Here is a 10,984-nt window from a genome sequence, read left to right as displayed (position 1 = left end):
GGCTATCGAACAGGTATTAGGGTTTGAAAACACGCTCAATCTGCTGCTCGGATCCAGCATGAGCCGGACGTTTACCATTCCAGCCGATGGCCCGGTGGGCCTACAGTCCTTCTGGCGGCACAGTATCTACTGTGCGTCCCTGGTCAGCGAGTTGGTCAAGCTGCTCCCCGAATCGGTAGCCGTCAAACCGGGTTTGGCCTATCTGAGCGGTCTGCTGCACGATTTCGGCTATTTGGTATTGGGGCATTTGTTCCCAGCCCGCTTTTTTTTGTTCAACCACTTCCTGGCGGTTAACCGGCAAGTGTCGTCGAGCGCGATAGAGAGCTATGTTTTGGGTGCCGAACATTGGCATATCGGTGCTTGGCTGATGCAGGCCTGGTCCATGCCTGAAGAGGTGATCGCGGCAGTGCGTTGGCATCATAACGAGGATTGCACTCAGCCTTACGCCGAATATTCCAATCTGGTATTGATTGCCAACCGGCTGCTGCATTATGTGGGTTTAGGCGAGGAGAACAACAACCGCTTGCCGGTACTCGCCATGTTCATGCTCGGGATCACCCGCGAACAGGCGATGGATGCGCTGGCACGGGTACAGTCCAGCATGGCGGATTTGGATACCTTGTCTGAGGCATTACGGTTGCCCAGCGAGGGTTGATCGGCGCTAACTAAACAGAGGTGGTTGTAATTCTGGATAGCGATGCTTGATGAGACTGTAGGAGATAACGCGATGACTCTATTTGCAATACTTGACGTAATGAGACAATCCCTGAGATTAGCGATTGGCTTGCGGGAGTGACCAGCGATGGAATGGGCAGAGGTATTGGCTGATCCGGTCTTGCAGGATTTGCCTTACAAGATCGAATTAAACGAGTATGGGAAAATCGTGATGAGTCCGGCGTCCAATCGACGCAGTCTGCTACAAGGTGATGTGATTCGATTACTTGGAGGTAAGCTGCCGGGACGGGTATTTCCCGAATGCTCCATTCAGACCACGAAAGGGGTGAAGGTGGCGGATGTGGTCTGGTGTTCAGCGGATTTTATTCGTCAGTACGGCTTCGCTACACCCTATCCTCACGCGCCGGAGTTATGCGTGGAAGTGGTGTCGCCTTCCAACAGCCGACAGGAGTTGGCGGAGAAGATCGCGCTTTATCTGAATGCCGGGGTGCGGGAAGTCTGGATCGTGTTTGAAGACGGACGGATTGAAATTCATGATGCCAGCGGTCGGCTGGAGCGGTCGGCGTTGTTGCATCCGATTGTGCTGGAGTTTTGAATGATCCATTGTTCCATAAAAAGAAAAGGGCGGAGCCACAAGTTAAGTTGTGGCTCCGCCCTTTCCGATGCGCCTCACTGTGCGGTTACAACGCGCCGGGACCGATTTCGCCGGTACGAATTCGGATTGCCCGCTCCAAGTCATAGATAAAGATTTTGCCATCGCCGATTTTTCCGGTGTTGGCGGTGGAGCAGATCGCTTCCACCACCTTATCCACCAGGATGTCATCCACCGCAATTTCCAGCTTGACCTTCGGCAGAAAATCCACCACATACTCGGCGCCGCGATACAGCTCGGTGTGTCCCTTCTGGCGACCGAAACCCTTGACCTCGGTCACAGTGATACCTTGTACGCCAATCCCCGACAGCGCTTCCCGCACGTCGTCCAGCTTGAACGGTTTGATGATTGCAGTGACCAGTTTCATGGATAACCTCTAGCGTTCGCCAATCCAAAACATACGGGAATATAACCGAAATCCATGGCTACACGCGATTTTGAACGGACACCGGGCGCAAACTTCCGGTGTCCGCCGGCCCTTAACCGTTACAGGCTGTAGCCGCGCTCGTCGTGCAGAGCCAGATCCAAGCCTTCGGTTTCCTGCTCCTCCTTGACTCGCAACCCGATCACGGCATCCACGATCTTCAGAATCACAAAGCTCAAGATGCCGGAATACACCAGGGTGAACAGCACACCCTTGCACTGTGCCCAGATTTGGCTGCCCAAGGTCATGCCTTCCGCCAGCCCTACGCCACCCATCATCTTGTCTACGCACAGACCGGTCAAAATCGCACCCACGATGCCGCCGATACAGTGGACGCCGAACACATCCAGCGAGTCGTCGTAACCCAGAGCCCGCTTGAGCTTGGTGGACGCCAGGAAACACAGCACTCCTGATGCTACACCGATCAGCAGGGCACCCATCGGACCGGCAGTGCCTGATGCCGGGGTAATTGCCACCAACCCGGCGACCGCGCCAGAGGCAATGCCCAGCACACTGGGCTTACCATGGGTTATCCACTCGGCGAACATCCACGCCAGCGCCGCCGCAGCGGTTGCGATCTGGGTCACCGCCATTGCCATGCCTGCGCTGCCATTGGCGGCTACTGCGCTGCCGGCGTTGAAGCCGAACCAGCCCACCCATAGCATTGAGGCGCCGATGACGGTGAAGTTGAGGTTATGCGGCGGCATCGCGGTATGCGGATACCCCTTGCGCTTGCCGATCACCAGGCAGGCCACGAAGCCGGCAATACCCGCATTAATATGCACTACTGTACCGCCGGCGAAATCCAGTACGCTCCAACTGCTGCCGATCAGCGAACCCGCACCGCCCCAAACCATATGCGCGACCGGTAAGTAGACCACAGTAAACCACACTCCCATAAATAGCAGCAGCGCAGAAAACTTCATCCGTTCCGCAAACGCGCCCACGATTAGCGCGGGGGTAATAATGGCGAAGGTCATCTGATAGGTCATGAACACCGTTTCTGGAATGGCGTTCGTTACGGTAGCGGCCGGTTGCCATAGACTTTCTACCGTAACACCGCTCAGGAACGCTTTGGCGAGAGTGCCGATAAAGGAATTGAGGTTGAGGACGCCGGCTTCCATCCCGGTGGTATCGAAAGCCAGGCTGTAGCCGTACAGCGTCCACAATACGGTTACCAGCGCGGTAATGGCGAAACACTGCATCATCACCGACAGCACATTCTTGGCCCGCACCATGCCGGCATAAAACAGCGCCAGACCGGGAATGGTCATAAACAGCACCAGCGCGGTCGACGTCAGCATCCAGGCGGTGTCGCCGGAATCGAGCGCCGGGGTCACGGTTGCGACTACCGCTTCTTCAGCCAGGGCCAGCGTCGGTGCCAGGATTCCCAGCAACAACAGCAAGCCACCGCTTTTTGCCGTTTGCATCGTTCTACACATCAGTGGAGTTCTCCAAGGTTTCGCATACACGGTTGAAATAGTGAACAATAAGTTGTCATAGCGCTTCCGGCCCTGACTCGCCGGTGCGGATGCGGATAGCGCCTTCCAGGTCGTACACAAAAATTTTGCCGTCGCCGACTTTGCCAGTATTGGCGGAGCGGGTGATCGCCTCGATGATCCGCTCCGCCAATTCGTCGGGCACCCCGACTTCAATCTTGATTTTGGGCAGAAAATCCACCACATATTCCGCCCCTCGATACAACTCGGTATGGCCCTTTTGCCGACCAAACCCCTTCACTTCGGTGACTGTAACGCCTTGTGCCCCTACCTCCGAGAGCGCCTCCCGAACATCGTCCAGCTTGAACGGCTTGATGACCGCAGTAATCAATTTCATGTATCTACGTCTCCTGTCGTTATTAATCCCGAAGGATGTAAGGTGTTATTGCGGCGTCCCGATCACTTCATTGACCAGCACCGACCCTCTGTCTCATCAGCAGTTAGCATATCGTGTGCCATTAAAACTAATTCTTTTATAAACAGAGTGTTTGGTATAAATTCAGGATGCTTCCATCGCTCATTGGGTTCGTATCCGAACCTACATCCACGATTGCGCACTGTTTTGATGCAACGCAGTCGGACGCGCAAACTGTAAAAATCCCGTTAGACTAAATGGGAACCTGACTCTCCTGGAGAACGAGCAATGATCGACCCTAAAGTTTTTGATGATTTGGCCAAGCGTCTCGCCGAAGCGGTGCCGCCCGGCTTTCGCCAGTTCCAGGCAGAAATGGAAAAAAACGCCCATGCCGCACTACAAGCGGCCTTCGCCAAACTGGAATTGGTGACCCGCGAGGAATTCGATGTACAGCAGGCGGTGCTGGCCCGCACCCGCGCCAAACTGGAAGAGTTGGAAAAACAGGTTGCGGAACTGGAAGGGAAGGTAGCGGGCGGCAAGCGGCGCAAGAGCGCGGATAAACCGGCTGAACCGGACCCTAGCGAGGGCTGAGGTCATAGCCGACGCACTAAAAAAGTGCAGAATGACTGCGCAGTGACCGGTCAGTGGTTAAAAAACCGGCTATCCCGTACAGCCCCATCCTTCGCCTGTGGAACCTTCATGTCGCTCGCTATTGTTTACACCCGCGCTCAAGTGGGCATTGATGCTCCATTGGTGAGCGTGGAGGTCCATCTGTCTGGCGGCCTGCCGGGGTTGTTTATCGTCGGGTTGCCGGAAGCGGCAGTGAAGGAAAGCAAGGATCGAGTGCGCGGTGCGATTCAAAACAGCCAGTTTGAATTTCCCACCCGCCGGATCACCATCAATCTGGCGCCGGCCGATCTGCCCAAGGAAGGTGGGCGCTTCGACCTGCCGATTGCGCTCGGCATCCTGGCCGCCTCCGGCCAAATTAACCGCGAACGATTGGCCCAATATGAATTTTTTGGCGAACTGGCGCTGGGCGGCGAATTACGCGGGATTCGCGGGGTGCTGCCGGTGACCCTGGCTTGTCGCGACGCCGGGCGCATTCTGTTAGTGCCTTGCGATAATGCGGGAGAAGCGCTGCTGGTCAGCGGGGTCAAGGTACTTGGTGCAGGGCACTTGCTGGAGGTCTGTCGGCAACTGGCAACCGGTACCGCCCTGCAATCGCCTACGGTCCAGCCGCCGCCCGCAGTGGCGGCGATGCTGGAACGGGATTTGGGCGATGTGCGCGGCCAGCACCACGCCAAGCGTGCCCTGGAAATCGCCGCTGCCGGCGGTCATAACCTGCTGCTGATTGGCCCGCCCGGTACTGGTAAAACCATGCTGGCCAGCCGGCTTCCCGGCATTATGCCGCCGCTGACCGAAGTGGAGGCGCTGGAAACGGCCGCGATTGCTTCGATCAGTGCGCAAGGGCTGGACTTGAAGCAATGGGGCGTCCGCCCGTTCCGGGCACCCCACCACACCGCGTCGGGAGTGGCCTTGGTGGGCGGCGGCAGCCAGCCTCGACCCGGCGAAATTTCGCTGGCGCATCATGGAGTGCTGTTTCTGGATGAGTTGCCCGAATACGACCGGCGGGTGCTGGAAGTGCTGCGCGAGCCGCTGGAATCGGGGCGAATTACCATCTCCCGTGCGGCCCGCCAAGCCGATTTTCCGGCTCGGTTCCAGTTGGTGGCGGCGATGAATCCCTGTCCCTGCGGCTATCTGGGAGATGCTGAACGGCGTTGCGCCTGCGGCCAGGAACAGGTGCGCCGCTACCGGGCGCGGGTGTCAGGACCACTGGTGGATCGGATTGATTTGCACATTGAAGTGCCGCGACTGGCGCATCGGGTGTTGCGCGGCGATGTCGCGGAGGAGAGCAGCGCTACGGTGCGCGCCCGGGTGTGCGCCGCCCGCGACCGGCAATTGCAGCGCGCCGGCAAGCCGAACAGTGTGATGAATACCCGTGAAATCGAGCGTTATTGCACTTTGAGCGAGGCCGATCACCGGTTGCTGGAACATGCGCTGGAACGGCTGGGATTGTCGCCGCGTGCGTATCACCGGATTTTGAAGGTATCGCGGACCATTGCCGATCTGGCTGGCGCCGAGAACATTAAGACGCCGCATCTGACCGAGGCTATCAGTTATCGCACCCTGGATCGGGCGCCAGCGCGTTAGGAATCGGTGTTCACCTTCCTCCTTTTCGATCCGAACTTTTTTACGAGTGACCCCGCCATGATTCCGACCAACCGTATTTCCGCCCCTCGCTGTTTCCAACCCCTTCGGTTCCGGTGGCTTGGAGCGCTACTGCTGCTGTGGGTCATGTGGTTCCCCGCGCACGCGCAAATCTCCGATGCCAAGGTGGAGGCATTGGTGGAGGCGCTACGACTGTCGGCACCGAATGCGGGGCCGGATGCCGGGCTGTACAGTGACTGGAAAATCAAGCCGGATAACATCGTGCGCTGGTCCAAACGCTGTCTCGACCAGGAGGTGACGCCGGAGCAGTTTGCCGCCGATCAAGCCTTAGCCCGTCCGGTGCTGGTCTGTGTAATGGGAAAGGTGCTGCGCGATCAATTCACGCTCAGCAACAACAATGAGATCGTAGCCGTACAGCGCGCCGCTGCCTGGTGGATGACCGGTGATCCCGATCAGTACCGCAGCAGTGCCGCCAGCGCTTACACCCTGCGGGTGCTGGAAGCCTATCTGCGGTTTTTCTGATGGCGTTCGTTCAGCGGGCGTGGCGACTGATGCTGCGCGGGAAAAAAGTGAGCCGGTCATACTCGCGAAAGCGGTAAAGCTGCGCCGGTCGGCCAGAACCATCGCGTTGCTTGCCGGTCAGCTCTTCCAGCATGTCCGCCTGCACCACCCGGCGGCGGAAGGAACTCTTGTCGAGCGGCTGTTGCAGGATGATTTCGTAAGTCCGCTGCAATTCGGGCAAGGTGAATTCTTCCGGCAGCAAATGTACCGCGATGTGGGTGTACTCCAGCTTGGAGCGTAACCGCTCCACTGCATCGGCCAGAATAGGGGCGTGATCGAAGGCCAGGTTGAAATTCACCCCATCGCCGCGCACCGGCGCCCAACACGCCGCCGCCTGATTGCCGCCCAGTCGTACCGCATCCGAGACCATCAGCGCAAAGTAGACGGTAGTAGCGATCCAGCCGCGTGGGTCGCGGTCGCAGGAGCCATAGGTTTTTAATTGCTCCAGATACGGCGCGCTTACCCCGGTTTCCTCGGTCAGCTTGCGCACCGCGCAGGCATCTACAGAGTCATCGCGCTGGGGGTCAAGAAACCCGCCCGGTAACGCCCAACTGCCCTTGAACGGGTGCTCAGCACGCTTGACCAGCAGCACATGCAACTGTTCGTCGCGTACCGTAAAGATCACCAAATCCACGGTAAACGACGGTTTTTCGTAGCACGCCGTATCGTAATGCTGGAGAAATTCTGCTTCGCTCGATTCGGTTATGGTGTTGTTCGTCATTGGTCAACTCTCCCTTATCGCCATCGTGGCGGCGGCTATTGGCAGCGAATCCGTGATTGCTTCCTCATCCAAAGCGATGAAAGCCCCCAACCCGATGTCATCACAACAAAATACCTGCCGCTGGGCGTACTCGATCAGCGTTTCACGCAGCCGACGCTGGATAAATGCGCCGTCGAAATTGCGAAAATCCAGCATTTCCCGCGCTACGGTCAACACCTTCAATCGTTGGCCGGTTTTGGCATTCACGAACGAATCCAATCCATCGGTGGCTATGGCGACGGTCGGAAATGTTGCCAGATCGAAACTGAATACCGCAGGTGCATCGAAGCGTTCCCGGCGGGTGGTTTCGCTGGTGTCGCTCTGGTAATGGATGCGCTGCGCCGTTGCGGGATCGCCAATCGCTTCCTGATAGAGCAGCCCGCGTTGCGAGTGCAGTAGATAGGACAGGTAGTACGGCGCGTTCTCGGCATATTCGATCAGCACCGTTGCCACTCCACCATCGGCGCGCCGAACCGCGATGCAGCCATCGCCGTACAGGTGAATATGGATGGTTGCGCCATCGCACCAAGCGATCAGTAGCGTAGCATCGAGAACGCCGTCATCCAGCCCCATTTCACGCGCCTGCCGAGCCGCCCGGCGCACAATCCGCCGCCCTAATCGCCAGTGCCGGGTTTGATGTTCGGTTGCATCCGCCGCGCCGATGAAGTGGGGTAGCAAATGACGGGCATTCAGCACCAGCAGCCGTGCGCCCAGATCACTGTCCGCTGTCGCGGAACAGCCATCGGCCAGAATCAGATGCGGTATCGGTTCCCAGCCTTGGCAGACATAATCCTGGCAGAAGCGGTGCATCCGTCCGATGGTGTAATACGCATCCAGAACCAGGGTCATGGATGAAATTCTGCCGCCTTGGCCGTCTTCATCCCACGCTGGCGCATGTCACTGAGGAATTGGCGGGCCAGCGCCTCAAAGCCCGGCACCGGCGAACTGGTGTCCTCGATCAGCACCAGTTTGCCGATGCTCTCCGGGCCGAGATGATCAGCGATGTCCCGCACCGTATGGGCGACACAGTGCGACAGTGCCTGTCCCGACAGCGCGACCACATCGGCATTTTTCAGCGCCCGGATCAATCGAGTGTTGATCTGGGTACCCGGATCGGTCGGATCGGGCACGTCGGCTTGGACTGCGGAATAGTGTTCGGTCCAGGGATTGTAGCCCTTGGTCACATAGTTTACCCGGGCGAAGCCGGCTTCCTCCCAGCGTTGCAAGGCCGCAGCGACCACCGGAATCACATTGTGGCCCCAGGTGCCAACCAGACAATGCGGTGGCCAGATCGTCAGGGTATAGCGCCCGTGGTCGCGCAGGGCACGCACATAATCCAGCGCCCGCGCCCGATGTTCCGCTTTCAGGGGCTGCCAGATTTCATGCTCCATGTCGGCGACGGTAATCTGGGTGAAGGGCGACGGTGGTTGCCCGTGGCTGTCCCGCCAGAATATCGGGTGAGAAATATCCACCAGTTGGTGAGTATCGAGGGTGACGTGAATAGCGGCGATGTGATCGCCGAGTCGGTCCAGCAATCTCGCCAACCGTTCGGCGTCGGCGCCGGCGCCGGGGACCGGCAGCGCTGCACCTGGTGTATCGCTGAAGTCGTTTTGCGGATCGATGATGAGAAATTCGAGACGCATGGCGGTTCTCCTTGGTGGTGTTGGGTCGCGGCCATGGCAATCTTGGACCGGTAGTGGAGGTAACAGGGGGATCGATGCGACGACGGGCTGGAAGCCGGTGCTACGACGAATTCCACAACTCATTGAAGCAGGATCGCTATAGTGACGCGATGTTCGACTTTTTTGATGACTGATGAGGACAAACCGGCGCGGCATGGCGGTCGGCGCTACGTTGAGAGGGAACCCACCCACCTCAACCTGACAGTGACACCGCTATGCCGCTCGAAAACTTTATCATTACCGTGTCTTGCTGGGTAGAAAAACACTGGAGTTCCCTGATAAGAAGATCACCACTTGCGCCAGCGGGGTTTTGCTCCGAAGTGGACGGATAGTGAAGTCGTATAACGTCGCCGCACCGGGAATCCCTGTAATCGATTGGGAACGCGCCGCAGGTTCCCAAGTCTTATCAGCATTCTCTTCCCGGTCGAAAATCCCATGTCCCGTCGTCTGCTGTCCCTGAGCCTGAGCCTAATCATCGGCATGGTTCCTGCCCTTCAGCCCGCCGCACAATCCATTCGCTTGCCGGATATCGGCGATCCCTCCCAGGTTTACTTCGGCCCTGATGAAGAGCAGAAGATGGGGCTGGAAGTCATGCAATGGCTACGGGCACGCGGCGCGGTGATGGACGACGTGCAACTGAATGAATATCTCAACTCCATCGGTCAGAGCATCGTGACCTATGCCGACCAGAACGGGGTGCCGTTCACCTTCTTCATGGTCCGCAATTCCAGCATCAACGCCTTTGCCTTGCCGCAAAATTTCATCGGTATCCATGCCGGCTTGCTGCTGTTCACCCAGCGGGAGGATGAACTGGCCGGAGTCATAGCCCACGAAATTGCCCATGTCTCGCAGCGGCACATCATCCGCGCTATTGCCGATATGAAGCGGCTAACGCTACCGATGGCGGCAGCCATGATCGCCGGTGCGGCGCTGGCGGCAGCCAGCAAGCAGGCTGGTCAAGCGGCGATGGTCGGCACCATGGCAGCCAGCGCCCAGCATCAGATCAGTTTCACCCGCGCCAATGAACAGGAAGCCGACCGTTTTGGGATGCAGTTTCTGGCCAAGGCCGGCTACGACCCCAAGGGCATGAGCGACTTCTTCACCAAGCTGGAACGCTTATCACGCGGCGAGGCGCGCAACCAGGTTCCAGAAATGCTGCTCACCCACCCGCGCCCGGAAAATCGCGTCGCCGACACTCAGGATCGGATCGAGGTTCCGCCGCTGCGGCGCGCCCCCTCACTCCGTGACCGCAAGGCTTATGATCTCGCCAAGGCGCGGGCGCGTGTACTCATCACCGACGATAACAACGCCCTGATCCGCGACATTGAAACCACTCTCACCAAGGGCGGTTACGCCAGCGAAACCGCCGAACGCTACGCCTATGCGCTGGCACTGCGCCAGGCGGGCCGTTACGACGACGCCCAGCAACAAGTGGCCCGCCTGCTCAAGAGCGATTCCGACCGATTGGCGTTCCGCATTGAAGCAGCGGAACTGGCTCTGGCTCGCGGGGATCGGGCGCAAGCCTCGCGATTGTTCGAGGAAGCGCACCAGTTGTATCCCGACGACTTCACGTTGGCAATGTCCTACGGTCGCGCCCTCGCTACCCAGGGCGACCCGAAGCTGTCCATGCAGTTGTTACAACCGCATTTGCGCCGCCGGCCCAACGATCCGCTGCTCTACGCTACCTATGCCCAAGCCGCACAGCGATCCGGCGACATGGCAGCAACTCACTCCACCATGGCCGAATATCACTACCTGAACGGCGAGTTGTTGCCCGCTATCGAGCAACTGGAACTCGGAATTCGCAATCCCGGCCTGTCTCCAAATCAGGAAGCGCAGTTACGCGCCCGCCTCAAACAACTTAAAGCCGAGGCTATTGAGCAAGATCTGCTGCCGGTTTCCAAACGCGATTCGCCTTGAAGTGAGTCATGGATGACGAACGACCCCGCCGGTCGTAGAAGGGATTGCGTAGGGACTCAGAATCGCAAGCCCCGATTCGAGGGCGATGCGATTCTGCCCGGAGCAGCCCGTCCGGCGGCCTTGACGTTCTATCCGCGCCGGTTCTTCGGTTCGGTTTTCGCCGCGTCTTGCAGCACCAGCCATTCGATATACGAAGTCATGCTGCGGTTTTGTTGGTCTGCCCGTTT

At 58.4% G+C, this 10,984-nt stretch carries 12 protein-coding genes and 1 pseudogene; 7 read left to right on the top strand and 6 right to left on the bottom strand.

Features of this window, described 5'->3' with window-relative positions; translation table 11 throughout:
* The coding region (locus BN874_RS00060) for an HDOD domain-containing protein (protein ID WP_034429945.1) at positions 1 to 655 on the top strand (655 nt) is incomplete at its 5' end.
* A gap of 147 nt (positions 656 to 802) precedes the next feature.
* Complete coding sequence (locus BN874_RS00055) at positions 803 to 1,270, top strand: Uma2 family endonuclease (RefSeq protein ID WP_034429943.1); 468 nt, start codon at positions 803 to 805, stop codon at positions 1,268 to 1,270.
* Between the two features lie 85 nt (positions 1,271 to 1,355).
* Here the strand turns inward: BN874_RS00055 and BN874_RS00050 are convergent, their stop codons facing one another.
* The 3 genes from BN874_RS00050 to BN874_RS00040 all read right to left on the bottom strand — a co-directional run bounded on the left by BN874_RS00050 (position 1,356) and on the right by BN874_RS00040 (position 3,587).
* On the bottom strand, positions 1,356 to 1,694 hold the full coding sequence (locus tag BN874_RS00050) for a P-II family nitrogen regulator (RefSeq protein ID WP_034429940.1): 339 nt from the start codon (positions 1,692 to 1,694) through the stop codon (positions 1,356 to 1,358).
* A gap of 119 nt (positions 1,695 to 1,813) precedes the next feature.
* Positions 1,814 to 3,181 carry an ammonium transporter gene (locus BN874_RS00045; protein WP_034429939.1) on the bottom strand — a complete coding sequence of 456 codons (1,368 nt, stop codon included), beginning with the start codon at positions 3,179 to 3,181 and terminating at the stop codon, positions 1,814 to 1,816.
* Between the two features lie 67 nt (positions 3,182 to 3,248).
* On the bottom strand, positions 3,249 to 3,587 hold the full coding sequence (locus BN874_RS00040) for a P-II family nitrogen regulator (RefSeq protein WP_034429937.1): 339 nt from the start codon (positions 3,585 to 3,587) through the stop codon (positions 3,249 to 3,251).
* Positions 3,588 to 3,893: 306 nt separating this feature from the next.
* Between BN874_RS00040 and ubiK the strand changes: the two genes are divergently transcribed.
* The 3 genes from ubiK to BN874_RS00025 all read left to right on the top strand — a co-directional run bounded on the left by ubiK (position 3,894) and on the right by BN874_RS00025 (position 6,356).
* Positions 3,894 to 4,196 (top strand): ubiquinone biosynthesis accessory factor UbiK, encoded by a 303-nt coding sequence (gene ubiK / locus BN874_RS00035; RefSeq protein WP_034429935.1) that lies wholly within the window; start codon positions 3,894 to 3,896, stop codon positions 4,194 to 4,196.
* A 108-nt stretch (positions 4,197 to 4,304) separates the two neighbouring features.
* A complete protein-coding gene (locus BN874_RS00030; RefSeq protein ID WP_034429934.1) occupies positions 4,305 to 5,816 on the top strand; it encodes a YifB family Mg chelatase-like AAA ATPase in 1,512 nt (503 codons plus the stop codon).
* Positions 5,817 to 5,873: 57 nt separating this feature from the next.
* A complete protein-coding gene (locus BN874_RS00025) occupies positions 5,874 to 6,356 on the top strand; it encodes a hypothetical protein (RefSeq protein WP_051497216.1) in 483 nt (160 codons plus the stop codon).
* 10 nt (positions 6,357 to 6,366) lie between these two features.
* Here the strand turns inward: BN874_RS00025 and BN874_RS00020 are convergent, their stop codons facing one another.
* From BN874_RS00020 to BN874_RS00010, 3 genes are read right to left on the bottom strand one after another with little or no spacing between them, the layout of a single operon-like run.
* A complete protein-coding gene (locus BN874_RS00020) occupies positions 6,367 to 7,116 on the bottom strand; it encodes an NUDIX hydrolase (protein ID WP_034429933.1) in 750 nt (249 codons plus the stop codon).
* A gap of 3 nt (positions 7,117 to 7,119) precedes the next feature.
* Positions 7,120 to 8,004: a protein phosphatase 2C domain-containing protein gene (locus tag BN874_RS00015; RefSeq protein ID WP_034429931.1), complete on the bottom strand. Its 885-nt coding sequence runs from the start codon at positions 8,002 to 8,004 to the stop codon at positions 7,120 to 7,122.
* Entirely contained in the window at positions 8,001 to 8,798 is a 798-nt protein-coding gene (locus tag BN874_RS00010; protein WP_034429930.1) for a cysteine hydrolase family protein, read from the bottom strand. Before BN874_RS00010 ends, BN874_RS00015 begins: the two co-directional genes overlap by 4 nt.
* Positions 8,799 to 9,052: 254 nt before the next feature.
* On the opposite strand from BN874_RS00010, the pseudogene BN874_RS26290 reads away from it, so the two are divergent.
* Positions 9,053 to 9,179, top strand: a pseudogene (locus tag BN874_RS26290) (IS982 family transposase); the annotation flags it as partial.
* A 93-nt stretch (positions 9,180 to 9,272) separates the two neighbouring features.
* Positions 9,273 to 10,757: a M48 family metalloprotease gene (locus tag BN874_RS00005; protein WP_051497215.1), complete on the top strand. Its 1,485-nt coding sequence runs from the start codon at positions 9,273 to 9,275 to the stop codon at positions 10,755 to 10,757.
* Positions 10,758 to 10,984 lie beyond the last annotated feature (227 nt).

This window comes from Candidatus Contendobacter odensis Run_B_J11, from assembly GCF_000531125.1.
Classification (GTDB): Bacteria; Pseudomonadota; Gammaproteobacteria; order Competibacterales; family Competibacteraceae; genus Contendibacter; species Contendibacter odensensis.
This window is presented reverse-complemented; position numbering and strand designations above follow the sequence as displayed.

Excerpts from the sequence above, each read along its gene's own strand:
- BN874_RS00055 (WP_034429943.1), top strand. The coding sequence starts at position 803 with ATGGAATGGGCAGAGGTATTGGCTGATCCGGTCTTGCAGGATTTGCCT.
- BN874_RS00050 (WP_034429940.1), bottom strand. The coding sequence starts at position 1,694 with ATGAAACTGGTCACTGCAATCATCAAACCGTTCAAGCTGGACGACGTG.
- BN874_RS00045 (WP_034429939.1), bottom strand. The coding sequence starts at position 3,181 with ATGCAAACGGCAAAAAGCGGTGGCTTGCTGTTGTTGCTGGGAATCCTG.
- BN874_RS00040 (WP_034429937.1), bottom strand. The coding sequence starts at position 3,587 with ATGAAATTGATTACTGCGGTCATCAAGCCGTTCAAGCTGGACGATGTT.
- ubiK (WP_034429935.1), top strand. The coding sequence starts at position 3,894 with ATGATCGACCCTAAAGTTTTTGATGATTTGGCCAAGCGTCTCGCCGAA.
- BN874_RS00030 (WP_034429934.1), top strand. The coding sequence starts at position 4,305 with ATGTCGCTCGCTATTGTTTACACCCGCGCTCAAGTGGGCATTGATGCT.
- BN874_RS00025 (WP_051497216.1), top strand. The coding sequence starts at position 5,874 with ATGATTCCGACCAACCGTATTTCCGCCCCTCGCTGTTTCCAACCCCTT.
- BN874_RS00020 (WP_034429933.1), bottom strand. The coding sequence starts at position 7,116 with ATGACGAACAACACCATAACCGAATCGAGCGAAGCAGAATTTCTCCAG.
- BN874_RS00015 (WP_034429931.1), bottom strand. The coding sequence starts at position 8,004 with ATGACCCTGGTTCTGGATGCGTATTACACCATCGGACGGATGCACCGC.
- BN874_RS00010 (WP_034429930.1), bottom strand. The coding sequence starts at position 8,798 with ATGCGTCTCGAATTTCTCATCATCGATCCGCAAAACGACTTCAGCGAT.
- BN874_RS00005 (WP_051497215.1), top strand. The coding sequence starts at position 9,273 with ATGTCCCGTCGTCTGCTGTCCCTGAGCCTGAGCCTAATCATCGGCATG.